General features: G+C 64.4%; 21 protein-coding genes. 8 read left to right on the top strand and 13 right to left on the bottom strand.

The window, feature by feature from the left end:
- Entirely contained in the window at nucleotides 1–156 is a 156-nt protein-coding gene (locus R3X27_RS25635; RefSeq protein WP_411572464.1) for a sugar transferase, read from the top strand.
- A 352-nt stretch (nucleotides 157–508) separates the two neighbouring features.
- On the opposite strand, the gene R3X27_RS05485 is transcribed toward R3X27_RS25635, so the two are convergent.
- On the bottom strand, nucleotides 509–2,263 hold the full coding sequence (locus R3X27_RS05485) for a sulfite reductase flavoprotein subunit alpha (protein WP_317707822.1): 1,755 nt from the start codon (nucleotides 2,261–2,263) through the stop codon (nucleotides 509–511).
- A 25-nt stretch (nucleotides 2,264–2,288) separates the two neighbouring features.
- On the bottom strand, nucleotides 2,289–4,034 hold the full coding sequence (locus tag R3X27_RS05480; protein WP_317707821.1) for a NirA family protein: 1,746 nt from the start codon (nucleotides 4,032–4,034) through the stop codon (nucleotides 2,289–2,291).
- A gap of 909 nt (nucleotides 4,035–4,943) precedes the next feature.
- Here R3X27_RS05480 and R3X27_RS05475 point away from each other — a divergent pair.
- The 5 genes from R3X27_RS05475 to R3X27_RS05455 all read left to right on the top strand — a co-directional run bounded on the left by R3X27_RS05475 (nucleotide 4,944) and on the right by R3X27_RS05455 (nucleotide 10,763).
- The gene (locus tag R3X27_RS05475; RefSeq protein WP_317707820.1) at nucleotides 4,944–5,786 is read left to right on the top strand and encodes a formate/nitrite transporter family protein; all 843 of its coding nucleotides are present in this window, start codon (nucleotides 4,944–4,946) and stop codon (nucleotides 5,784–5,786) included.
- A 61-nt stretch (nucleotides 5,787–5,847) separates the two neighbouring features.
- A complete protein-coding gene (locus R3X27_RS05470; RefSeq protein ID WP_317707819.1) occupies nucleotides 5,848–7,572 on the top strand; it encodes a bifunctional protein-serine/threonine kinase/phosphatase in 1,725 nt (574 codons plus the stop codon).
- A 29-nt stretch (nucleotides 7,573–7,601) separates the two neighbouring features.
- Entirely contained in the window at nucleotides 7,602–8,063 is a 462-nt protein-coding gene (gene cynS, locus R3X27_RS05465) for a cyanase (protein WP_317707818.1), read from the top strand.
- A gap of 346 nt (nucleotides 8,064–8,409) precedes the next feature.
- Nucleotides 8,410–10,056, top strand: coding sequence for a sensor histidine kinase (locus R3X27_RS05460; RefSeq protein ID WP_317707817.1), 1,647 nt, complete (start codon nucleotides 8,410–8,412; stop codon nucleotides 10,054–10,056).
- Nucleotides 10,053–10,763 carry a response regulator gene (locus tag R3X27_RS05455; RefSeq protein WP_317707816.1) on the top strand — a complete coding sequence of 237 codons (711 nt, stop codon included), beginning with the start codon at nucleotides 10,053–10,055 and terminating at the stop codon, nucleotides 10,761–10,763. The genes R3X27_RS05460 and R3X27_RS05455 overlap by 4 nt, the downstream gene beginning before the upstream one ends.
- 114 nt (nucleotides 10,764–10,877) lie before the next feature.
- On the opposite strand, the gene rnc is transcribed toward R3X27_RS05455, so the two are convergent.
- The 5 genes from rnc to R3X27_RS05430 are packed head-to-tail and all read right to left on the bottom strand — an operon-like array spanning nucleotide 10,878 to nucleotide 13,903.
- A complete protein-coding gene (gene rnc, locus R3X27_RS05450; RefSeq protein WP_317707815.1) occupies nucleotides 10,878–11,567 on the bottom strand; it encodes a ribonuclease III in 690 nt (229 codons plus the stop codon).
- Nucleotides 11,564–12,346, bottom strand: a complete 783-nt coding sequence (gene lepB, locus R3X27_RS05445) for a signal peptidase I (protein WP_317707814.1) — start codon at nucleotides 12,344–12,346, stop codon at nucleotides 11,564–11,566. Before lepB ends, rnc begins: the two co-directional genes overlap by 4 nt.
- A gap of 47 nt (nucleotides 12,347–12,393) precedes the next feature.
- Nucleotides 12,394–12,819 (bottom strand): holo-ACP synthase, encoded by a 426-nt coding sequence (gene acpS / locus R3X27_RS05440; protein ID WP_317707813.1) that lies wholly within the window; start codon nucleotides 12,817–12,819, stop codon nucleotides 12,394–12,396.
- Complete coding sequence (locus tag R3X27_RS05435; RefSeq protein WP_317707812.1) at nucleotides 12,816–13,139, bottom strand: Dabb family protein; 324 nt, start codon at nucleotides 13,137–13,139, stop codon at nucleotides 12,816–12,818. The genes acpS and R3X27_RS05435 overlap by 4 nt, the downstream gene beginning before the upstream one ends.
- Nucleotides 13,136–13,903: a pyridoxine 5'-phosphate synthase gene (locus R3X27_RS05430; protein WP_317707811.1), complete on the bottom strand. Its 768-nt coding sequence runs from the start codon at nucleotides 13,901–13,903 to the stop codon at nucleotides 13,136–13,138. Before R3X27_RS05430 ends, R3X27_RS05435 begins: the two co-directional genes overlap by 4 nt.
- Before the next feature lie 142 nt (nucleotides 13,904–14,045).
- On the opposite strand from R3X27_RS05430, the gene R3X27_RS05425 reads away from it, so the two are divergent.
- Nucleotides 14,046–14,627 (top strand): hypothetical protein, encoded by a 582-nt coding sequence (locus R3X27_RS05425; RefSeq protein ID WP_317707810.1) that lies wholly within the window; start codon nucleotides 14,046–14,048, stop codon nucleotides 14,625–14,627.
- Nucleotides 14,628–14,750: 123 nt separating this feature from the next.
- On the top strand, nucleotides 14,751–15,926 hold the full coding sequence (gene tuf / locus R3X27_RS05420) for an elongation factor Tu (protein WP_317707809.1): 1,176 nt from the start codon (nucleotides 14,751–14,753) through the stop codon (nucleotides 15,924–15,926).
- 85 nt (nucleotides 15,927–16,011) lie between these two features.
- Here the strand turns inward: tuf and R3X27_RS05415 are convergent, their stop codons facing one another.
- The 6 genes from R3X27_RS05415 to R3X27_RS05390 form a co-directional block, all read right to left on the bottom strand.
- On the bottom strand, nucleotides 16,012–16,809 hold the full coding sequence (locus tag R3X27_RS05415; protein WP_317707808.1) for an FAD binding domain-containing protein: 798 nt from the start codon (nucleotides 16,807–16,809) through the stop codon (nucleotides 16,012–16,014).
- A gap of 14 nt (nucleotides 16,810–16,823) precedes the next feature.
- Nucleotides 16,824–19,184, bottom strand: coding sequence for a xanthine dehydrogenase family protein molybdopterin-binding subunit (locus tag R3X27_RS05410; RefSeq protein ID WP_317707807.1), 2,361 nt, complete (start codon nucleotides 19,182–19,184; stop codon nucleotides 16,824–16,826).
- A gap of 58 nt (nucleotides 19,185–19,242) precedes the next feature.
- Nucleotides 19,243–19,713: a (2Fe-2S)-binding protein gene (locus tag R3X27_RS05405; RefSeq protein ID WP_317707806.1), complete on the bottom strand. Its 471-nt coding sequence runs from the start codon at nucleotides 19,711–19,713 to the stop codon at nucleotides 19,243–19,245.
- Between the two features lie 58 nt (nucleotides 19,714–19,771).
- Nucleotides 19,772–20,236: a carbon monoxide dehydrogenase subunit G gene (locus tag R3X27_RS05400; RefSeq protein ID WP_317707805.1), complete on the bottom strand. Its 465-nt coding sequence runs from the start codon at nucleotides 20,234–20,236 to the stop codon at nucleotides 19,772–19,774.
- Nucleotides 20,237–20,763: 527 nt separating this feature from the next.
- Entirely contained in the window at nucleotides 20,764–21,975 is a 1,212-nt protein-coding gene (locus R3X27_RS05395; protein ID WP_317707804.1) for a VWA domain-containing protein, read from the bottom strand.
- The gene (locus R3X27_RS05390) at nucleotides 21,975–22,883 is read right to left on the bottom strand and encodes a MoxR family ATPase (protein ID WP_317707803.1); all 909 of its coding nucleotides are present in this window, start codon (nucleotides 22,881–22,883) and stop codon (nucleotides 21,975–21,977) included. The genes R3X27_RS05395 and R3X27_RS05390 overlap by 1 nt, the downstream gene beginning before the upstream one ends.
- Nucleotides 22,884–22,951 lie beyond the last annotated feature (68 nt).

Genomic DNA, 22,951 nt, shown 5'->3' with positions numbered 1-22,951 from the left:
CTGACCGGCCCCTGGCAGGTGAGCGCGCGCAACGAGAGCACCTTTGCCGAGCGTGCGGAATATGACGACCTTTATGTCCGTGGCCTGTGCTTCGAGGCCGATCTGAAGCTGATATTCGGGACCGTCATCGTGATGTTTCGGGGCACTGGCCACTGAGGTGCGACAACCGGGGGGCGAGGCCGTCTATCCGAAGAAGTCGTCTCCCCGACCCGCGCCGTTTTCTCGAACCGAAGTTCACTAGGCGTGTCTGCGGAAGCCGCCGATCCTGAAGCCAGAGATTCGCGATAGATCCGCCTTCATCGGATATTCCTGCATCTCGATGATCCTGTCGATGCATAGTCTGCCGGTTGAGACTGCGCCTGGGTGTTGCAATGGATCTTTCGCTGCGCCGGAAAGGTCCAGCAGTGCGTCCACCGCGGCGCGTCTCTTCACAATGCCTGCCGGACATTGGACGGGTCTGTTTCGACATCGGGCAATGTCTCGGTGCTCGGGTGGAAGTGGTCCAGCGTCAGTAGACATCCCTTTGGTATCTGTGATCTCCCGAAAGGCGCTCAAGATAGGCCGCCGCTTCGGAGGGCGACAAGCCGCCATGTTCCGCAATCACACGCAGAAGCGCTTGCTCCACATCTGCGGCCATGCGGGCTGCATCGCCGCAGATATAGATCGCGGCGCCATCTTCCAGCCAACGATAGATGTCTGCGCCGTCCCGTTCCAGAAGGGTCTGGACATAGACCTTGTCGGTCCCGTCCCGGGACCATGCGAGGCTCGTGCGGGTCAAAACCCCGCTGTCCCTCCAGTCTTCGATCTGGTCCCGGTAGAGGTAATCGCAGGCTTCGTGCTGGTCGCCGAAGAACAACCAGTTTTTCCCTGTCGAGCCACGCGCGGCGCGGTCTTCGAGGAAGGCGCGGAACGGGGCGATGCCGGTGCCGGGACCGATCATGATAAGTGGCCGGGTGTCGTCGTCGGGCAGGTGGAAATGCGCCGAGCGCTGGACATAGACGCCGACCATGCCACCCTGGGCAAGCCGCTCGCCGAGATAGGTGGAGGCCACGCCTTGCCGGGGCGTGTCGTTCTTTTCGTAGCGCACTTCTCCCACCGTCAGGTGGACTTCGCCGGGATGCGCGGCCGGACTCGAAGAGATCGAGTAGAGCCGGGGCTGCAACGGGCGCAGCCCGTCTGCGAGCCCCTGGGCATCGAGCAGCAAATTGCCCCGGCGCAGAAGGTCGATGACCTGAGCGTCGCAGGAATTTTCCGCAAGGCCCCAGCGTTCCACAGTCTTGGGCGTGACCGTGGTCAGGTCGAGCCGGGTCAGCAGCGCCGGGCGCAGCTGTGCCGGGCCGGATTTGAGCTGAACCGTCTCGCGACCCGAGAGGCCAGAGACTGCGAGGATTTCGGCGACCTCGGCGGGATCGTTCACAGGCCAGACGCCGAGTGCATCGCCCACCGAATAGTTTAGATCCTCGCCTCCACCGGCCAGCGACAGCTCGACATGATTGACGCATTTGGCAGATCCGGCCCCGCTCAGGCGTTGCGAAACCATGAGCGAGGCCATGAAAGGCGTGTTCTTGTCGAAGGCGGGGCCAATCTCGACCGGTTCGGGCGCGGCGGCCGAGCCAGCAGCCGACCGGAACGCGTCGCTCTCGAAGGCGGCGGCTTTCCAGTTGGCATAGTCCTCCTCGAAATCGAGATCGCAGGCGGTGAGCGGGGCGGCACGGGTTGCGCCCAGCTCTTCCAGACGGGAATCGATATCGCGCGCGGCCTTGTTGAATTCCGCATAGGAGCTGTCGCCCAGCCCGCAAACGCTGAAATTCAGGCTCGTGGGCAGGGCAGGGGCGCCCTCGGCCATCAACGCGGAATGGAACCTCGCCGAGTTGTCCGTTGGCTCGCCCTCACCGAAAGTCGCGGCGAGGATGAGCAGGTGACTGACGGACGCGAGGTCCGACAGCTCGATATCATCAAGCGCGGCGACGCTGGCTTCGAAGCCCTGTGTTCTAGCGAATTTGCGCAAGTCCTTGGAAAGCGACTCGCAATTGCCCGATTGCGAACCGTAGAGCACGCACAGTGCGGTCCCCGATTCCGCGTCGCCGCCCGTCGTTGCCGAGGCGGCGATGGCATGCAATCCGGTCAGCAACCCGTTGAGCCAGTGTCGCTGGGCAGGGTCGAAGGGCGCATCCTCGGGGATGAACTCGGGCGATGCCGGGCTCTGGGTCTGGCCGATGGCCAGCGCAAGATTTTGAAGAATATTGGGGTCCTGGGCGGTCATGATCGGGCGTCTCCGGAGGTCTGGGTCAGGCAGCGGCGGCGGCCGCGGCAGGTGGCAGCAGGGCGCGCAACGCGTCATCATCGAGGCTGCGGGTGAAGTCGAGAAAGCTCTGGCCGGGCGCACGCAGGCGCAGATACTCGGCCATCACATGCTCCAGCAACTCCGGCACCGCGTCGGCGGCCACCGGCCCACATAACGGCCGCGCCAGCCCTTGATCGCCATCCGAGCCGCCTCCGACCACGATCATATACCCCTCGCCGCCATCGGGTGCGGCAGCACCAGCCAGGCCGATATCGCCGATATAATGCTGAGCGCAGGAATTGGCGCAGCCTGTGAAATGTATGTTGATCGGTTGATCCAGCGTGAAGCGGCTCTCCAGGTGCCGCACCAAAGCGGTCGCGTCCTGCTTGGTATAGGCGGCCGCGAGCTTGCAGCCCCATTTGCCGGTGCAGGCGACGGCACCGGCGGCGAAGGCGTTGGCGCGGGTGGTGAGCCCGAGCGCCTCGATCTCTGCGCAGACAGTTTCGACATCCGCATCGGCCACGCCGGCGATCAGCGGGTTCTGCCAGACGGTCAGCCGGATGTCGTTGGTGCCAAGACGTTGCGCGATCCGGCCCAAACCGCGCATCTGTTCGGGCGACATCCGACCAAGCTCCAGCGCGACGCCGACATAGTTTAGCCCCGCCTGCTTTTGCGGATGCACGCCGATATGGCCCTGTCGGTTGATCGCCGGGCGCGGCGCGTCATGAACGGGCGACAGCGGGGTGAGCGTCACGCCGGTGCCGAAACTGTCCAGCTTCTCCTGCGTCCGGGCGCAGAACCAGTCGAACCCCTTGCCGTCGAGCAGGTATTTCAGCCGCGCATTGCCGCGATTTGTCCGGTTCCCATGTTCGACGAAGACCCGCAGTATCGCCTCGGCCACATCGACCGTCTCTTCAGGACGGCAGACCAACCCGGTATCGCGGGCGAAGTCCTTGTGCCCGGTGATGCCGCCAAGATGGATGCGGCACCAGATGCCGGGCGGGACGCCCGCGTCGTTCTCCTGCACATCGATGGCGAGGAAGCCGATATCATTGGTGTCGGAGACACAGGAGATCGAGCCGGCATTGTCGAAGGAGACGTTGAACTTGCGCGGGATGCCCTGAAGTTCGCGGGTGTGCAGGATGCGTGTCGAGAGCCGTTTCGCATAGCCCTTGAGATCGATCAGCTCGACCGGATCGAAACCGGCGGTGGGCGAGGCGGTCAGGTTGCGCGCGGAATCGGCGCCCGTTCCCTGCGCGGTCAGCCCCACCTCCTGAAGCGCCTCGATGATCGGGATCACGCTGCCGGGCTGGATCTCTCGCAGCTGCAGGCTGCCGCGAGTGGTGACATGGGAATAGCCGCCGGCATAGTGTTCGGCGATATCGCCGAGCACCCTCATCTGCTCGCCGCGCAGGATATTGGCGGGCATGCGCAGGCGCATCATGTAGCCCGGGCTGTTCGGCTCGACATTGAAAAAGCCGAGATGCCGCAACAGGAACTGGTCGAGCCCGGCAGCGAGATGTCCCTCCGCCTCCCATTGCTCGAGCTGGCGCCACATGTCGAGCGGGTGCAACTCGTGCTTGGCGAGCTCTTCCTTGCACAGATCTTCCAGCGGTGTGCCATGGACGGTTTCCGGCGCAGCGTCGCTCCCATCTCTGCCCTGGAAGGCGCGGTGAAGGTTGAGACGGGTGAGCACGTTGACGAGATAGTCTTGCTGTTCGGCGCTGAAGCCGGGCTGGGGCTGAGACATCGGGCGACCTCTCCATTCGGGCCTCGGGCGCGGGTTTGCGCAGCGCCGAGGGATTGACGATCGGCGCGGTGCGCCGGTGGCGGCTCGTCCGCGAAGAAGGCGGCGGGCCGGAATCTGGTGGGGAGGGGCATCGTTGCCCGAGAAGATCACGCCGTTTCAGCCCTATGGCTCTTCCGGACCTCGTTGCCCGGATGGCGCGTGATCCGGCGCGTGGCCGGACCTGTCTTCTTCGGGCTAGCGGCTCGGCTGGCCACCGGTCAAGCCTGACACAGGGTATTTCGCACTTGCAGAAAGAAGACAGCGGGGACTGGTCGCATTTTTGGGCAAATTCCTGGTTTCTGCCCAGCCATTCCGAAGGAGCGCCGGATTCTCACGGTCGAATCAGCCGCGAATCGGCCTAAAATCGGTATGAAATTTATACTTTTGGGCATAATTCCCGGATTTTGGCCGGTTTCGAGCCAAAGGTTGCTGCCAAAATCAGCAAGCGCTTGGAAACTGCGCCATTACTTTCGCCAACTCGATCTGTGCGGCACTGCAGCATTGACAGGATAGCGAGGGCCGCTCCTACTTGGGGCGTGATCCGGGCAATGGCGTCCGGACGACAATTCGCCAGGAAGGGCCACACGCGGCCCGTTTCCCGAATTGCCCGCACGGGCATGCAGCGAAGAGGCTGCGACGACGCGTATGTGCTTCGGACGGCTCCTGCCCAGACGAAAACCCGCCATACGCAAGTAGCAATGTTCCAGAGGTTTCACTGTCGCGCAAACCCGCGCGCGGCACCGATATCGCGCGGCCTCATGCCGGTCGCTCCCTGCAACCCATCAACGCTCTCGACACCCCAAAAACCCGTGCTGAACGGGCGGGCTGTGGCCCGCATCGGGCGGTGCTGAAAAAACATAGGATAGTGCAATGGCCTACGTCTCCCCTGCCGAATTCGCGACCAAGATGGTCGATGCCGGCGAACAGAAAGCCCTCATGTCGACCAAGGATACCCTGATCCGGTCCTACATGGCCGGCGCGATCCTGGCGCTTGCCGCCGCCTTTGCCGTCACCGTCGCGGTGAATACCGGCAACTTCCTGATCGGCGCGCTGCTCTTCCCGGTCGGGTTCTGCACGCTCTACCTGCTGGGGTTCGACCTGCTGACCGGTGTGTTTACCCTCGTTCCGCTCGCCTATTGGGACAAGCGCCCGGGCATCGATCTCAAGGCGATGCTGCGCAACTGGGGCCTTGTCTTTGTCGGGAATTTCGGCGGCGCCTTTACCGTCGCGATCTTCATGGCGATCATCTTCACCACCGGATTCAGCCATGAGCCCAACGCGGTCGGCCAGAAGATCGGCGTGATCGGCGAGGCCCGAACCGTCGGCTATGCCGAGGCCGGCGCCTCGGGCATGCTCACGCTCTTCATCCGCGCCGTGATGTGCAACTGGATGGTCTCCACCGGCGTTGTCGCGGCTATGATGTCGACCTCCGTCTCCGGCAAGATCATGGCCATGTGGATGCCGATCCTGATCTTTTTCTATCTCGGCTTCGAGCATTCCATCGTGAACATGTTCCTCTTCCCCTCGGGCCTGCTGCTCGGCGGCGAGTTCACCGTGATGGACTACCTGTTCTGGAACGAGATCCCGACCGTGATCGGCAACCTCGTGGGCGGTCTGACCTTTGTCGGCGCGATGATCTACTCGACGCATTACAAGACCTCGCCGCCGCGCAAGGTCGAGAGCGACGACTCCGTGGGCATGCCCGCCGAGTAATCCCCTCAAACGCCGGAAACCCCGCCCTTGCGCGGGGTTTCCATGCTTCTGGAGATCCGATGTGCCCAGGGACAGCGCCACCATCACGAACCTGACGGTTTCAATCGGCCAGTATTCCACCGCCGGTCGCAAGGAAACCAACCAGGATTTCAGCGACGCGCGCGTGCCCGAGGGCAACGCGCTTCTGCTCAAGGGCGTTACGCTCGCCATCGCCGACGGCATCTCCACCAGCCCGGTCAGCCGCGAGGCGGCCGAGATCGCGGTGAAGAGCCTGCTGACCGACTATTACTGCACCTCCGACGCCTGGACGGTGAAAATCGCCGCCTCACGCGTCATCGCCGCCACCAATTCCTGGCTGCACGGGCTGAACCGGGCCGCCCGGATCGGCGATATAGATCGCGGCCATGTCTGCACCCTCTCCGCGCTGATCCTGAAGGGACGAAACGCGCATCTGCTGCATGTCGGAGACAGCCGGATCTGGCGTGTTTCCGGTGGCGCGCTGGAGCCGCTGACCGAGGATCATCGCGTTACCCTGTCCTCCGTCGAGACCTATCTGGGCCGCGCCATGGGCGTGGAGCCTGCCGTCGAGATCGACTATGCCCGCCTCGGCCTTGTGCCCGGCGACGTGTTCCTGCTGACCACGGACGGGGTGCATGAGCACTGGCAGCCGCGCGGCGTGGTCGCGGCCATTCGTTCGGCGGAAACGCTCGACGCGGCTGCCGAAACCATCGTGCAGGAGGCGCTGGACGCTGGCAGCGACGACAACCTCTCCGTGCAGATCGTTCGCGTGGAGAGCCTTCCGAATGCGGACGCCTCGGACATTCTCGCCGAAAGCACCGCCCTGCCGGTGCCACCCCTGCCGCGTATTGGCGACCGGATCGACGGGTTCCGCATCCTGCGCCAGATCCATGCCAATCATCGCAGCCACATCTTCCTCGCGGCGGCCCCGAACGGGAGACGGGTCACGCTCAAGATCCCGGCCACAGATGCGAAGGAAGACCCTGCCTGGCTGCGCCGTTTCCTCATGGAGGAATGGATCGCCCGGCGGCTGGACTCGCCGCATGTGCTGAAAGCGGCGGAAGCGCCCGAGACCCGTTCCGGCCTTTATGTGCTCAACGAGTTCGTCGACGGCCAGACGCTGCGCCAGTGGATGCATGACCGCGACGCGCCGACCCTGGCCGAGAGTCGCGATATCATCGGCCAGGTGATCCGTGGCCTGCGCGCCTTCCACCGCAAGCAGATGCTGCATCAGGATCTGCGCCCCGAGAATGTGATGATCGACAATGATGGAACGGTGAAGATCATCGATTTCGGCGCAACGCGTGTTGCCGGTGTACAGGAGGCGCTGCGCGAGACCGGCGAGGAGATCCTCGGGACGCTGCAATACGCTGCGCCGGAATACTTCTCCGGAGATCCGGTCGGCCCGCGCTCCGACCAGTTTTCGCTCGGCGTGATTGCCTACGAGATGTTGACCGGACGGCTGCCCTATGGCGCCGAGGTCGGGCGGGTGCGCAACCGGCGCGACGTGGCGCGGCTGAAATACCGCTCGGCCTGCGACGGGCTCAACAACATCCCCGTCTGGGTCGACGATGCCCTGCGCCGCGCGACTCATCCGGACCCGACCCGCCGCTTCGACGCGTTGTCGGAACTCGAAGCCGCCCTGCGCGCGCCCGGCGGCTCTGCCCCGCGCCAGCGGCCACTGGCCGAACGCCACCCGGTGCGCTTCTGGCAAGGGGTCTCGGGGCTGCTGGCCGCGGCCTGCCTTGCGCTCCTTCTCACTCGATAGACAACAGACCCAACAGGAAAGGAAACGACATGGACATGATGATAGCGGAGATGGACCGTGAGGATGTCACCGCGATGATCCTCTCGGCCAAGAAGAAAGCCGGGTTGAGCTGGGAGGGCATCGCCGAAACCATCGGCATGTCGCCGGTCTGGACCCATTCGGCGGCGATGGGGATGAACGCCATGCCGGCAGAGAAGGCCGATGCACTGGTCACAGCCCTCGCCCTGCCGCCCGAGGCAAGCGCGCTTCTGCAGGAGAGCCCGACAAAAGTCTGGGAACAAACCGTCCCGACCGATCCCTGCATCTATCGCTTCTACGAGATCGTCGGCGTCTACGGCCCGACGCTGAAGGCGCTGATCCACGAAAAATTTGGCGACGGGATCATGTCGGCCATCGATTTCGACATGAGCGTCACCCGTGTCGAGAACCCCAAGGGAGACCGCGTCAAGGTCGAGATGTCCGGCAAATACCTGGCCTACAACGCCTGGTAAGCGAGGCGCCGGAGTGGCTTGGAGGCGGGACCGCGCGCCGGCCTCCGCCGCCGTCGCCTTGGAACGATTGGCGGGGCGCTCCCCCCGCGCGTCCGGATCTCTTGCCCGCCTGATCCGCCCTCGATCCGGAGTGTCCGGTCGGGGGCGTTTTCGTTTCAGGACGGCGGGTGCGCGGCACGGTCTGTCCGCGCACCCGCAGCTAACGCGACGGCAAGGCACATGTTCAGGGGCGGTCACATGGCGTAGCACCGCTGGAAACACCGGGACAGGGCTGTCCGACACGGGAGGCGGCGCCAGTTCCGCCCCGTCTTCGACGGTGCTTTCGGCCAAGAAGGAGGAGAGTTCCATGCGGGGATCACTCGCCGTCGCCCGACCGCGGGGGCTGACGCTCCAGGGCCATCTCGTCGTCATGATCGCGGCGATCGTGTTGCTGCAATTCGCCCTGACCTGGGCCGTGATCTCGGACGCCGTCTCCGGCATCGTGCGCGAGCAGATCGGCGAACGGGCCCTGCAAACCGCGCTTGCCGTGGCCGAGATGCCAGAGATCCGCGCTCGCCTTGCCCGGAAGGACCAGAGCGGCGCCATTCAGGAGCTTGCCGAGGAACTGCGCAAGAAGACCGGTGCGGAGTATATCGTTGTCGGCGACAGTGACGGCATCCGCTATTCGCATCCCGTGCCCGAGCGCATCGGCAAGAGTTTTGTCGGCGGCGATACCGGGGCGGTCCTGAAGGAGGGGCGCGCCTATGTCTCCGAAGCCACGGGCACGCTCGGACCGGCCATTCGCGGCATGGCGCCGATCCGCTTCGGTTTTCGCAATGTGATCGGCTTCGTCAGCGTTGGCTATCTCAAGGAAGACGTGCAGGGGCTGTTGCAGCGCTACCTGCAGCGCCCCCTGCTCTATCTCTCGGTCCTGATGGGGCTCGGCGTGTTCTGGGCGATCTATGTCGCGCGCCATTTCAAGAAGCGGACGCTCGGGTTGGAACCGGAAGAGATCACCCAGCTCTTCCTGCAGCGCGAGGCCATTCTCGAAGCGATCCGGGCCGGGGTCGTCTCGACAGATGATGCCGGGATCGTGCGGGTGGCCAATCGCGCCGCGCTGACCGCAGCCGGCGCGGAGAAACCCGGCGAGATCGTCGGCACACCCGCAAAGGGCGCCTTCCCGGATCTCGGCCTCGACGAGGTACTCGCAACCGGCCAGCCCCTCGAATACGAGGAACGCACGATTGGCGGGCGGGACATGGTCGTCAATGCCACGGCGATCCGAACCAAGGACCGGTTGCTCGGTGCTGTGGCGACCTTCCGGCCGAAGGACGAGATGCAGCGCATCGCGCAGGAGCTGGCCCGGGTCCGGGAATATGGCGAATTCCTGCGGGCGCAGAGCCACGAGCATTCCAACAAGCTGCACACGATCGCCGGCCTTCTGGAAATCGGCGCCTACCAGGAAGCACAGGATTTCGTCTGCGACGAGACCTCTGGCTATCAGGCGATGGTCGATTTCCTGCACCGCGCGGTGCCGCACCCGGTCGTGGCCGGTATTATCCTCGGCAAATACGCGCGGGCGCGCGAGCTCAAGGTGACACTGGAGATCGCGCCGGACAGCCAGATGATCGACCTGCCCGAGCGGATCGACCAGGAACAACTCGTCACGGTGCTCGGCAACCTGCTCGAAAATGCCTTCGAAGCGATGCTCGACATGCCCGAGGGGCAGCGCGAGGTGCTGCTCTCCTTCACGGATCTCGGCGACGAGGTGCTCTTCGAAGTCGAGGACCACGGACCGGGCATCGCGCCGGAACGCTCCGAGGCGATCTTCGAGCGGGGTGTGTCCTCAAAAGGGGGAGACCGACGCGGGCTGGGGCTCTATCTGGTGCGCCGTGCCGTCGAAAAGCTGGGAGGCTATGTGACCGTCGGCAGTGGAGAGGCCGGCGGCGCGCTCTTCACGGTGGCACTCCCGAAGGAGCTACCGGTCGAGCCTGCGAAGGAAGCTGCGGAATGAGCGATATCTCGGTGCTGATTGTCGAGGATGACGAAAAGATAGGCGAGCTGCACCGCCGTTTCACCGAGCGCGTGGACGGGTTTGCCGTCGTCGGCATCGCCAGCACGCTGGCGGATGCCAGCGAGATGATCACCCTGCTCGAACCGGATCTCGTGCTGCTCGATCTCTACTTCCCCGAGGGGGAGAGCTTCGGCCTGCTGAAGGAGATCCGCGCCCAGGGGTTGGAGACGGATGTGATCCTGATCACCGCCGCCCGCGAGGTGAAGGCGCTCAAGACGGCGATGCGCAACGGTGTCTTCGACTTCATCATCAAGCCGCTCACCTCCGGTCGTTTTGCCGATTGCCTCGCCAATTACCGGCGCTATCGGGCGCGGGTCGAGGACCGGTCCACGCTCGAACAGGACGAGGTGGACGGGATCCTGCATCCGCCCGTCTCCGCCGAGACCGGCCCGGATCACGCCAGCCGTCGCCTGCCCAAGGGGGTCGACATGCTGACGCTGGAAACTGTGCGCGCCGTCTTTGTCGAGGACGGGACGGCACCCAGCTTCAGCGCCGAGGAGGTTGGGGCTCGGATCGGCGTCAGCCGTTCGACCGCGCGGCGGTATCTCGAATACCTCGTCTCGGTGCGCTTTGTTCGTCCCGATCTCGTCTATGGCTCGGTCGGTCGTCCGGAGCGGCGCTATTCCCGGATGGGGCCGTTTCAATAGGCGGACCCTAGATGGTTCGGCCTTGCGTGCCTTTCGGTCCCCTCAAATGAACGGGGACAGTGTTGGTGTCGGGGGAAAACAGACAAGCAGCAGCCGTGCCGGAGTCGTGAGACCTCAGCTTTCGCCGCTTTCAAGCCGTGCCAGCAGAGCTGTGGCCGCCAGCTGTTCGGCTTGTCGTTTGGAGCCGGCCGTTGCGGTTTCGCTGCGCCCATCTTCCAGTTTGACCGCGATGGTGAAATTTGGCGCGTGATCCGGCCCTGAGCGGCCGGTCTGGACATAGCTTGGCGGTTTCATGCCGCGGGCCTGCGCCCATTCCTGCAGCGCTGTCTTCGAATCGCGGGCCAGGGCTTCGGCGGCTTCGATCCGGTCCCCCCAGAGGCGCAGCAGGATCGGTTTTGCTGCCTCCAGCCCGCCATCGAGATAGATCGCCGCCAGCACCGCCTCCATCGCGTCACCCAACAGTGCGTTCTTGCGCCGTCCGCCGGACATCATCTCCGAGCGCCCGAGCTTCAGCGCCGCGCCGAGGTCGATCTGGCGGGCGACATCGGCGCAGGTCTCCTTGCGCACCAGCACATTGTAGCGCGGCGCGAGCTGGCCTTCATCGGCCAGGCGGTCATGTAGGAAAAGCGCCTCGGCTATCACGAGGTTCAACACCCTGTCGCCGAGAAATTCCAGCCGCTGGTTGGACGGACGGGTCTCGGAAGCGATCGACGGATGGGTCAGCGCGCGCGCAAGCAGTTCCGGCTTGCGGAACACATGGCCCAGGCGGTCCTGCAGGGCGCGGGCTTCGGCGGATAGCTTCACTCGATTCCCTTGAACAAGCGGTCCGGGCGCCAGGTCCAGATATAGAAGAGCGACTTGCCTGCCGAAGAGAACACGATCCGGTCCGCGCGGCCGATCAGGTTTTCGGCGGGGACCATGCCGACGCCGCGGGCAAGCTGGTTGACCCGGCTGTCGGTGGAGTTGTCACGGTTGTCGCCCATGAAGAAGTAATGGCCTTCGGGGACGGAGAAGAGCGGCGTGTTGTCGGTCGGCCCGTTGCCGACATTCAGGATCGAATGGGAGCGGCCTTCGGGCAGCGTCTCGATAAACTTCTCTTTCTCGCAGGTGCCGCCTTCTCCGACCGGGCCATTGGCGCAGCGCGGCATAAGCTGTTGCGGACCCTGCGGTGCCATCGGCTCGGTGAAGAGCCCGTCCGGTTCGGTCTTCAGCGGCGTGCCGTTGATGTGCAGGATGCCGTTTTTCATCTGGATCCGGTCGCCGGGAAGGCCGATCAGGCGCTTGATGAAATCGGCGCCGTTGACGGGATGGCGGAAAACGACGACATCGCCGCGCTCCGGTTCGGAGGCGAGGATGCGGCCCTCGATGGGGCAGATCGAGAACGGGCAGGAATAGCGCGAATAGCCATAGGCCATCTTGTTGACGAAGAGGAAATCGCCGATCAGCAATGTGTCCTTCATCGACCCCGAGGGAATCCAGAAGGGCTGGAAGAAGAGAGTGCGAAACACCCCGGCGATCAGCAGGGCATAGACAATTGTCTTGATCGTCTCGACGATCCCGTCCTTGGCGTCTTCCATGCTCATCCTCTGTCTCTTGTCTGGCGGCTACATGATCGGCGCTGGCCGGGGTGTCAAGCGCCGCCGGGGTCTGGCGGGGTAGCGACCGGGCGGGCCTCGATGACGACGAAGGCCTGCGCCCAGGGGTGATCGTCCGTCAGGGTGACGTGGATGATCGCCTCATGGCCCGGCGGGGTCATCTCCGCGAGCCTTTGCGCGGCCCAGCCGGTGACATGCATCACGGGCTGGCCTGTCTCGAGGTTAGAGACCGCCATGTCCTTCCAGGCGATCCCCATGCGTAGTCCGGTGCCGAGCGCCTTGGAGCAGGCTTCCTTGGCCGCCCACCGCTTGGCGTAGGTGCCGACCGTGTCGCGCCGGCGTTCGGCCTTGCGCTGCTCGGTCTCGGTGAAGACGCGGTTGCGGAAACGGTCGCCGAAACGCTCCAGCGTGCCGGCAATGCGCTCGATATTCGCCAGGTCGGTTCCGATCCCGAGGATCATTCGGCGTCTCCAGCGACCTCGAGGTCGAAAACCGCGATTCCCTCGGCTCCGTCCTCACACATGGCCACGAGCCGTGCGCCCAGGGCGACATGATCGGGATGGCCGGCATAGTGCGACAGCGCGTCCGGGCTGTCGAAGTCGATCGTGAAGCCGAAGGGGAAATCGGCTGTCTTGCTCTCGAAATCCCTGTTCGGCCCACACTTGAACCCATCTGCGCCCGGCAGGTCGTCGACCAATTCGGCGAGCCCCAGCACGATCGCATCAAGCGCGGTCCGGTCGAATCCGTCCGGGAGCCGCAACATGACGCAATGGCGGATCATGCCCGTGCCTCGTCCATAAGCTCCCGCATCCGGCGAATCGACGCGTCCAGCCCGACGAAGATCGCCTCGCCGACGAGGAAATGCCCGATATTCAGTTCGACCATTTCCGGGAACGCCGCGACAGGCTGCACCGTGTCATAGGTCAACCCGTGACCGGCATGCACCTCCAGGCCAAGCGAATGGGCGAAGCTCGACATCTCGCGCAGCCGGTCCAACTCGGCGTCCCGTTCGTCAAAACGGCCCTCGGCATGGGCGTCGCAATAGGCCCCGGTATGCAGTTCGACCACGGCCGCGCCGATCCGATGCGCGGCCTCGATCTGACGCGGGTCGGCGGCGATGAAGATGGAGACCCGAATGCCGGCATCGCGCAGGGGGGCGATGAAATGGGCCAGCCTGTTCTCGTCCTGCGCGACCTCGAGCCCACCCTCGGTGGTCCGTTCCTCGCGTTTTTCGGGCACGATGCAAACCGCATGCGGTTTGTGATGCAGCGCAATGGCCTGCATTTCGTCGGTCGCCGCCATCTCGAAATTGAGCGGCACGGTGAGCTGTTCCGACAGCGCCTCGATATCGGCGTCGCCGATATGGCGCCGGTCCTCGCGCAGGTGCGCGGTTATGCCGTCGCAGCCCGCCGCCTCGGCAATGCGCGCGGCGCGCAACGGGTCTGGCACGTCGCCGCCGCGCGCATTGCGCACGGTCGCCACGTGGTCGATATTGACGCCGAGCCGCAGCCGGCCCACGAATTCGGTTCCTTCGGGCGTGGTCATCGTCACGAACTCCATGTTGCGTTGCAGACATATCTTCGTGAACAGGCAAGGGAAAGGCATCTTGGACGCCGCCCCGCAATTGCGCCGACTGCAAGGCTCGGTTAAGCCGGGGGAACCGTTCCAAACAATGACGAGCTGCACGATGATCCGCCCGACCTTCAGACAGTCCCGACGCCTCTTCGCACTGGCCAGCCTTGCCGCCCTCGCCGCATGCAGCAGCCAGACGCCCGTCTCGCAACAATCCGTCGAGCCGTTGGGCGAGTTCAAGCTCGTACACAACATCGTCGTCGCCGACGAGGTGCAGAAAGTGCAGCCCTCCCGCGACGTGCCGGCCGATGTCTGGGAAGAGGCTATGAAAGAGGCGATCGACGCGCGCCTCGGCCGTTATGACGGCAGCCAGTTGTACCATCTCGGTATTGCGGTCCTTGGCTATTCGGTCGCCGTGCCCGGTGTGCCGCTGGTGCTCGCGCCGAAATCGGTCGTGGTGGTCGAAGCGACCGTCTGGGACAATGCCAAGGGTGGCAAGATCAACCAGGAACCGCGCCAGTTCACGGTCTTCGAATCCGCCAGCCCCGATCTCTTCATTGGCTCCGGCATCACCAAGAACAAGGATGAGCAGGTTGCGAACCTCGCCGCCAACGTTGCGCTCCAGGTCGAGAAGTGGATGCGCGAGAACGAAGAGTGGTTTGCCAAGCGTCCCGGAAGCGAGGCCACGACCGAGTAGAGAAACGGGTCGCGCAGGCGCGGAAACAAGCGAATTCGCTTGATTTTTCGCGCCAGACGCCATAAATCGCGCGCGGTGTAAACGGGCCGCAGGTTGCCCCCCAAAGACGAGGCGCCACGAGACATGGCAAAGGAAAAGTTTGAGCGTAACAAGCCGCATGTAAACGTCGGCACGATTGGTCACGTTGACCACGGCAAGACGACGTTGACGGCGGCAATCACCAAGTATTTCGGTGATTTCAAGGCGTATGACCAGATCGACGGCGCGCCCGAAGAGAAGGCCCGAGGCATCACGATCTCGACCGCCCATGTCGAGTACGAGACCGACGCGCGTCACTACGCCCATGTCGACTGCCCCGGCCACGCCGACTACGTCAAGAACATGATCACCGGTGCTGCCCAGATGGACGGCGCGATCCTGGTCTGCTCGGCCGCCGATGGCCCGATGCCCCAGACCCGCGAGCACATCCTGCTGGCCCGCCAGGTCGGCGTTCCGGCGCTGGTCGTCTACATGAACAAGGTTGACCAGGTCGACGACGAGGAACTGCTCGAGCTTGTCGAAATGGAAATCCGCGAGCTGCTCTCGGACTACGAATTCCCGGGCGATGACATTCCGATCATTGCCGGCTCCGCTCTGGCGGCGATGGAGGGCCGTGATCCGGAGATCGGCGAAGAATCGATCAAGAAGCTGATGGCCGCTGTCGACGAGTACATCCCGACCCCGGATCGTCCGGTTGATCAGCCGTTCCTGATGCCGATCGAGGACGTGTTCTCGATCTCCGGTCGCGGCACGGTTGTGACCGGTCGTGTCGAGCGTGGCGTGATCAATGTTGGCGACGAGATCGAAATCGTCGGCATCCGCGACACCTCCAAGACGACCTGCACGGGCGTGGAAATGTTCCGCAAGCTGCTGGATCGTGGTGAAGCCGGCGACAACATCGGCGCGCTGCTGCGCGGTGTCGACCGTGAAGGCGTCGAGCGTGGCCAGGTTCTCTGCAAGCCCGGCTCCGTGACCCCGCACACGAAGTTCGAAGCCGAGGCCTACATCCTGACCAAGGAAGAGGGTGGCCGTCACACGCCGTTCTTCGCCAACTACCGTCCGCAGTTCTACTTCCGCACGACGGATGTGACCGGGATGGTGACGCTGCCGGAGGGCACCGAGATGGTGATGCCGGGCGACAACCTGAAGTTCGAGGTTGAGCTGATCTGCCCGATCGCGATGGAAGAGAAGCTGCGCTTCGCCATCCGTGAAGGCGGCCGCACCGTCGGCGCCGGCGTCGTCTCCAAGATCATCGAGTAATCAACGCTCGAGAAAACGGTCAAGGCCGCCCCTCGGGGCGGCCTTTTTTTGTTTTGCCAAGGTGGTGCGGGCCGATTCTGGAAGGTCAGGCCACCGCCTGGACCGCCCGCTTCGCCATCACCGAGATCAGGTTGGCCCGGTATTCTCCGTCGCCATGCAGGTCCGACAGCAACCCGTCTGGCGAGATCGCGACCCCAGTGACCGCCTCGGGCGCGAAATTCGCCGAAAGCGCCGCTTCGAGCCCGTCATGGCGGAACACGCCGTCCTCCCCCGCGCCGGTGATCGCGACACGCACGCCGTCGGAGCGTTTCGCCACGAAGACACCGACCATTGCGTAGCGCGAGGCCGGGTTGGGGAATTTCGCATAGGCCGCCGCCTCGGCTTTCGGGAAACGGATCGCCGTGACAATCTCGTCCTCCTCCAGCACGGTGGCGAACATACCGTCGAAAAAATCCGCCGCCGCGAGCTCGCGCTGCGTGGTGACGATGGTGGCGCCGAGGCCGAGCGCGGCAGCGGGGTAGTCGGCTGCCGGGTCGTTATTGGCGAGACTCCCACCGATTGTGCCGGCATGGCGCACCGCCGGATCGCCGATCCCCGCCGCGAGACAGGCCAGTGCCGGGCAGGCGGCGAGCACCAGTTCAGAACCAGCGACCTCCGCGTGGGTTGTGGTGGCGCCGATAACGATGCTGTCGCCGTCCTCGCAGATGCCGTGGAGATTGGCGATTCCCCGGATATCGACCACGTCAGACGGTGCGGCGAGATGGTTCTTCATCGTCGGCAGCAGCGTGTGGCCCCCCGCCAGCACCTTGGCCTCTTCCGAGGAAGAGAGCAGCGCCAGCGCGGCTTCAAGGGAGTCGGGCTTGTGATATTTTGTCGGATACATTTGCGTCTTCTCCCTTATTCCGCCGCAACGTCGGCTTTGGCAGCCTGGATCGCGCGCCAGACAGCCAAGGGTGTCGCGGGCATCTCCAAGGCGTTGTTGCCAATGGCATCGGTGATGGCATTGATCACGGCCGGCGGTGAGCCGATCGCGCCTGCCTCGCCGCATCCCTTGATACCCAGCGGATTGTTGGGGGTCGGTGTGCAGCCATGTTCGACCACGAAGCTCGGCACGTCCTTGGCCCGCGGCATCGCGTAGTCCATGTAGGAGCCGGTCAGGAGCTGGCCATCCGCGTCATACACCACGCCCTCGAGCATGGCCTGGCCGATCCCCTGAACGACACCGCCATGGACCTGCCCCTCGACGACCATCGGGTTGATGATCGTGCCGAAATCGTCCGCGGCGACGAACTGGACGATCTCTGTCGTGCCTGTCTCCGGGTCGACCTCGACTTCGCAGATGAACGTGCCGGCCGGGAAGGCGAAGTTGACCGGGTCGAAGAAAGCGCCTTCCTTGAGGCCGGGTTCCATCTCGGGCGGCAGGTTGTGCCCGGTATAGGCGGCGAGTCCGACCTCGTGCCATGCCATCGACTTGTCCGTGCCCGCGACCTTGACCTCGCCGTTTTCGATCACGAGGTCATCCTCGCTGGCTTCCAGCGTGTGCGCGGCGATCTTGCGAACCTTTGCCTCGACCTTGTCGAGTGCTCGCATGACCGCCGACATGCCCACCGGACCGGAACGCGAACCGTAGGTGCCCATGCCGAACTGCACCTTGTCGGTGTCGCCATGCACGATCTGGACGTTGTCGATCGGGATGCCAAAACGGTCGGATGCAAGCTGGGCAAAGGTGGTTTCGTGGCTCTGGCCGTGGCTGTGGCTGCCGGTCAGGATTTCGATCGTGCCGACCGGGTTGACCCGGACCTCGGCGGATTCCCAGAGCCCCACACCGGCGCCGAGCGATCCAACCGCTGCGGAGGGCGCGATGCCGCTGGCTTCCACGAAAGAGGCATAGCCGAGACCGCGGAGCTTGCCGCGTGCCGCCGCTTCGGCCTTACGTGCCGGGAAGCCCGCGACGTCGGCAGCCGTACGGGCCATGTCGAGCGTCGCCACGTAATCGCCGGTGTCGTAGTTGAGGATCACCTGCGTCTGATAGGGGAAGTCCTTGATATAGTTGATGCGGCGCAATTCGCCGGGATCGACGCCAAGTTCGCGCGCGGCGGTCTCGACCACGCGCTCCAGCATGTAGGTTGCTTCGGGGCGACCGGCACCACGATAGGCATCAACGGGCGTCGTGTTGGTGTGCACCGCCTTCACGTTGCCGTAGATCGCCGGGATGTCATAGACGCCGGAGTAATTGGTCCCGTGCAGGTAGGTTGGCGTCACCGTCGCGAAGAGCGAGACATAGGCGCCCAGGTTGGCGGTATTGTGGATCTTGAGCCCGGTGATGCGATTGCCGTCGTCGAACGCCATCTTGATGTTGGTGACGTTGTCGCGGCCATGCGCGTCTGTGAGGAAGGCCTCCGAACGATCCGACGTCCATTTGATGGACCGACCGGTCTTCATCGCGGCCCAGAGGCAGCTCAACTCCTCGGGATAGACGTAGATCTTGGAGCCGAAGCCACCGCCGACATCCGGCGCGATAACCCGCAGCTTGTGCTCGGGTGCGACATTGTAAAAGGCCGAGAGCAGCAGCCGCGCGACGTGTGGGTTCTGGCTGGTGGTGTAGAGCGTGTAATGCTCCTCCGCCTCGTCATAGACTGAAATTGCGGAGCGCGGCTCCATCGCGTTGGGCGACAGGCGGTTGTTGATCAGGTCCAGCTCGGTAACATGTGCCGCGTTTGCGAAGGCGGCATCCGTCTTGGCTTCATCACCGATCTCCCAATCATAGATCAGGTTGCCTGGAACGTTGTCATGCACTTGCGGCGCACCGGCGGAAAGCGTGCCATCGGTCGAGACAGAGGCGGGCAGTTCTTCGTACTCGACCACGACGGCTTCGGCCGCAACCCGCGCCTGGGCCTGGGTTTCGGCAACCACGATGGCGATTGCATCGCCGACATAGCGCACCTTGCCGACCGCGAGGGCCGACCATGCGCCGCATTTCATCGGCTCGCCGTCCTTGGAGGTGATCGCCCAGCCGGTGATGATGTTGCCGATGCCGTCCGCATTCAGTTCCTCGCCGTCCAGCACCGCAATCACGCCCTCCATGGCCTTGGCTGCACTGGCGTCGAGCCCGAGAAGCTTTGCATGTGCATGCGGGCTACGGACGAAGGCCGCATAGGCCTGGTTCTCGACCCGGAGGTCGTCGGTATACTTGCCCTTTCCGGTGATGAATCGCTTGTCTTCCTTGCGCTTCACGCGCGCGCCGATTCCGTCGCTCATGTAGGTCTCCCTTTCTTCCAGTTGCCTCGACGGGGCGCGTCCCCGGAGGCGATGTCGCTCACATCTTGGTGGCGGCGTCCTGGATGGATTTCACGATATTGTGGTAGCCGGTGCAGCGGCAGATATTGCCTTCCAGCTCGTGGCGGATCGCCTCTTCTGTCAGCTCGCGTCCAGCTGCCTTGTAGCGGGTCACCATGTCGATGCCGGACATGATCATGCCGGGGGTGCAGAAGCCGCATTGCAGCCCGTGATTGTCCTTGAAGGCGGCTTGCATCGGGTGCAGTTCGCCATTGGCCAGCCCCTCGACCGTGGTCACCTCGCTGCCGGCGCAGGAAGCGGCCAGTGCCGTGCAGCTCTTGACTGCCTTGCCATCGATATGCACCACGCAGGCGCCGCACTGGCTGGTATCACAGCCGACATGCGTGCCCGTGAGCCGAAGCTCCTCGCGCAGGAATTCCGACAGAAGCGTGGCGTCCGGCACGTCGCGGCGCACCGCCCTGCCATTCACCTTCATTTCAACATTGGCCATTCATGTCCTCCCCTGGCTCTCGGGCTTTGCGCCCGTCGCTTGTTCTGGTTGCGCCCTTTCAGGTCTCTTCGGCCATCTCCTCCGGGCCGTTCAGATGGGCGCTGAAATTGTCAAAAAACTTGTTCGCGAGTTTCTTCGAGGTCGAATTGATCAGGCGGCTGCCAAGTTGCGCCAGCTTGCCGCCAACCTGCGCATGGACCGAGTAGGAGAGCAGCGTCTCGCCGTCCTCCTCCGACAACGCGACATCTGCCGCGCCCCTGGCAAAGCCGGCCACGCCGCCCTTGCCCTCGCCCTGGATCGTGTAGCTCTCGGGCGGCACGACATTGACCAGCTCGACCTCGCCCTTGAAGCGTGCCTTGACGGGTCCGATCTTCTGGACGACCTCGGCTTGCATCGTGGTGTCGGCGGTCTGTTCGAGCGTCTCGCAGCCCGGAATGCACGCACGTAGCACCTCCGGATCGTTGAGTGCCGCCCAGACAACCTCCCGGCTGGCGGCAATCCTGTGTTCTCCGGTCATATCCATGGCCTGAGCGCGCTCCCCCATCCTGTTCGCAGGCCGAAGCTTAGAGTGACATCATGGCAAAGCAAGAGTTTTCATTGATGTAAGTCCTTCATATCATTTGCATTTGCAGCAATTCAAATGCTGCGCCGCAGAGTGGCGACGGCGCAGACTTTTCCACTGACCCACGCGCCGAAGGCGCGCCACGCCCGGAGAGGGGAGGCGCGATAGCGTCCGAGCCGAGTCCGGGGAGCACCCTGCCCGCCATCGAGTCGGACGGAATGAAAGGGGCGCTTTGGCGGGCCGCGCGATCCTTCGACGCCGCCGCAATGTCACCTGACGAAGGTCGTGCCAATCATCCGTCGGCCTCAGCGATCGCATTCCCCTCAGGTCATGCAGGCGGCGTAACCATCGCCCTGGCTCGCCCGGGTTGTAGGTTGCTTTTTTGGTGCCGCTCGTCCCGGGGCGTCCCTCCCGTCGTCGACGCATCACAGATGCGCTCCTCCCGTCGGGCGTGGCCGCGGGCTGCGCCCGCGGTGGGTGCACGAAGATCAGGCGGGGCGCTGGGCTGCCTGGGACAGGGCGCGGCCGATATCGGCGAGGCTGTCGAGTGAGTGGCAGGCGTGGAAGCTGTCGGTGTAAGGCAGCAGCGTGCGGATCCCGCCGGCCTTTGGCGCGAAGCCGTCATAGCGCAAGAGCGGGTTGAGCCAGATCAGGCGCTTGCAGGAGAGCGAGAGGCGTTCAGCCTGCGAGCGGAGGTGATCCAGGTCGCCCCGTTCCAGCCCATCGCTGATCAGCAGCACCACGGCGCCCTGGCCGAGCAGGCGGCGCGACCAGCGCTTGTTGAACCGCTCCAGGGCATCGCCGATCCGTGTTCCACCCTGCCAGTCCTGTGCCTCGCGGCTGACGGCGTCGAGGGCGAGATCGGGGTCCTTGCGATGCAAGGCGCGGGTTATGTTGGTCAGGCGGGTGCCGAAGGTGAAGGCGTGCAGGTGGCGCCAGTTGCCATCCTGCGCCAGCGCGACGTTGTGCAGGAAATGCAGCAGCAAGCGGGAATAGACAGACATCGAGCCGGAGATGTCGCACAGCACGACGAGGTCCGGCGCGCGGGTCTTTGGCTTGCGCAGGGCCAGATGCCCGATCTCGCCGCCCCGGCGCATCGAAGCGCGGAGCGTGGCGCGAAGATCGGGCTGGTGTCCGTGCGAGGATGGCGCGAGGCGGCGGCTTCGCAGCGGCGGCAGGGGCAGGCGCAGGTCGCGCAGCGCGCGGGTCGCCTCGGCCAGTTCCGCTGCACTCATCTGCTCGAAATCCATCGCTCGCAAGGTTTCGCTGGCCGACCAGGAGAATTGCGCATCGATCTGGATTTCCTGCCGTTCCTTCACCTGCTGTGGGGGAGCGGGGGTATCGCCCAACGCATCGGAGGCACGGCGTTCGGCTGGTTTGCGCGCCTTTTCTTCCTCTTCGCGGTGGAGCGCGGGCGAGAGCAGGTGGATCAAGTGTTCGAGGAATTCCGGGTCGCGCCAGAACATCGCGAAAATCTGGTGGAAAATCTGAAGATCGGCGGCACGGTTGACCAGCGTCGCGCGCAGGATGTGGTAGTAATCCTGCTTGCGCGAGAACCCTGCCGCCTCGACCGCGCGCACCGCGTCCTCGACCTGGGCCGTGCCGAGCTTCACCCCCGCCTTGCGCAGCGCCCGGGCGAAATGGACGATATTCTCGACCAGCCGTCCTTCCGTCTCGTCCAGTTGCCGCGCCCGCGCCATCAGTTTGCCAGCCGCGCCTTCGCCTCGTCGAGCAGCCGAGTGGCTTCGGCACCGGCGATGCGGGTGATGTCGTCCTGGTATTTGAGCAAGCCACCCAGCGTGTCCGAGATCACCTCCGGGCTGAGCGAGACACTGTCCAGCGCGATCAGGCAGCGCGCCCAGTCGATGCTCTCGGCCACGCCGGGATTCTTGAACAGATCCTCGCCGCGCAGACCCTGCACGAAGGCGACGATCTCTGCGGAAAGCGTCTCGGTCGCCTCCGGGACGCGGGCACGCAGGATCTCCATCTCGCGGTCGAAGGCGGGATAGTCGACCCAGTGATAGAGGCAGCGGCGCTTCAGGGCGTCATGCACCTCGCGGGTCCGGTTCGAGGTCAACACGACAATGGGCGGCTCGGGCGCGCGGATCGTGCCGAGCTCGGGGATGGTGACCTGATAGTCGGAGAGGGCTTCGAGCAGGAAGGCTTCAAAGGGCTCGTCGGTGCGATCGACCTCGTCAATCAGCAGCACGGGGGGACCTTCCGGATGTGGCTCCATCGCTTCCAGCAGCGGACGACGGATGAGGAACTCCTCGGAGAACAGCTCCTTTTGCAGTGCAGCGCGGTCGGCGCTGCCCGTGGCTTCGGCGGTGCGGATGGCGATCATCTGGGCGGAAAAGTTCCACTCATAAATGGCCGATCCCGCGTCCAGCCCTTCGAAGCATTGCAGGCGGATCAGGCGGCGGCCAAGAGTGGCGGCGAGCGCCTTGGCGATCTCCGTCTTGCCGACCCCGGCCTCGCCTTCGAGAAAGAGCGGCTTTCCAAGGCGCAGCGACAGGAAGGCCAAAGTGCCCAGATCCCGGCCGCAGATATAGTCCTGGCCCGCGAGCAGGGCGATGGTGTCGTCGATCGAGTCTGGCAGTTCCTGCACGTCTCTCCCCCCAAGGCGGCCGGATATTCGGGGCAGCTTAGGGGGCGGGGCGGGCACTGTCCACGACT

This window comes from Tropicimonas sp. TH_r6, assembly GCF_033101155.1.
Lineage (GTDB): Bacteria > Pseudomonadota > Alphaproteobacteria > Rhodobacterales > Rhodobacteraceae > Tropicimonas.
This window is presented reverse-complemented; position numbering and strand designations above follow the sequence as displayed.

What these genes read in the sequence shown, in the direction of transcription:
- R3X27_RS05485 (WP_317707822.1), bottom strand. Translation starts at nt 2,263, where the DNA reads ATGACCGCCCAGGACCCCAATATTCTTCAAAATCTTGCGCTGGCCATC.
- R3X27_RS05480 (WP_317707821.1), bottom strand. Translation starts at nt 4,034, where the DNA reads ATGTCTCAGCCCCAGCCCGGCTTCAGCGCCGAACAGCAAGACTATCTC.
- R3X27_RS05475 (WP_317707820.1), top strand. Translation starts at nt 4,944, where the DNA reads ATGGCCTACGTCTCCCCTGCCGAATTCGCGACCAAGATGGTCGATGCC.
- cynS (WP_317707818.1), top strand. Translation starts at nt 7,602, where the DNA reads ATGGACATGATGATAGCGGAGATGGACCGTGAGGATGTCACCGCGATG.
- R3X27_RS05460 (WP_317707817.1), top strand. Translation starts at nt 8,410, where the DNA reads ATGCGGGGATCACTCGCCGTCGCCCGACCGCGGGGGCTGACGCTCCAG.
- R3X27_RS05455 (WP_317707816.1), top strand. Translation starts at nt 10,053, where the DNA reads ATGAGCGATATCTCGGTGCTGATTGTCGAGGATGACGAAAAGATAGGC.
- lepB (WP_317707814.1), bottom strand. Translation starts at nt 12,346, where the DNA reads ATGAGCATGGAAGACGCCAAGGACGGGATCGTCGAGACGATCAAGACA.
- acpS (WP_317707813.1), bottom strand. Translation starts at nt 12,819, where the DNA reads ATGATCCTCGGGATCGGAACCGACCTGGCGAATATCGAGCGCATTGCC.
- R3X27_RS05435 (WP_317707812.1), bottom strand. Translation starts at nt 13,139, where the DNA reads ATGATCCGCCATTGCGTCATGTTGCGGCTCCCGGACGGATTCGACCGG.
- R3X27_RS05430 (WP_317707811.1), bottom strand. Translation starts at nt 13,903, where the DNA reads ATGACCACGCCCGAAGGAACCGAATTCGTGGGCCGGCTGCGGCTCGGC.
- R3X27_RS05425 (WP_317707810.1), top strand. Translation starts at nt 14,046, where the DNA reads ATGATCCGCCCGACCTTCAGACAGTCCCGACGCCTCTTCGCACTGGCC.
- tuf (WP_317707809.1), top strand. Translation starts at nt 14,751, where the DNA reads ATGGCAAAGGAAAAGTTTGAGCGTAACAAGCCGCATGTAAACGTCGGC.
- R3X27_RS05415 (WP_317707808.1), bottom strand. Translation starts at nt 16,809, where the DNA reads ATGTATCCGACAAAATATCACAAGCCCGACTCCCTTGAAGCCGCGCTG.
- R3X27_RS05410 (WP_317707807.1), bottom strand. Translation starts at nt 19,184, where the DNA reads ATGAGCGACGGAATCGGCGCGCGCGTGAAGCGCAAGGAAGACAAGCGA.
- R3X27_RS05405 (WP_317707806.1), bottom strand. Translation starts at nt 19,713, where the DNA reads ATGGCCAATGTTGAAATGAAGGTGAATGGCAGGGCGGTGCGCCGCGAC.
- R3X27_RS05400 (WP_317707805.1), bottom strand. Translation starts at nt 20,236, where the DNA reads ATGGATATGACCGGAGAACACAGGATTGCCGCCAGCCGGGAGGTTGTC.
- R3X27_RS05395 (WP_317707804.1), bottom strand. Translation starts at nt 21,975, where the DNA reads ATGGCGCGGGCGCGGCAACTGGACGAGACGGAAGGACGGCTGGTCGAG.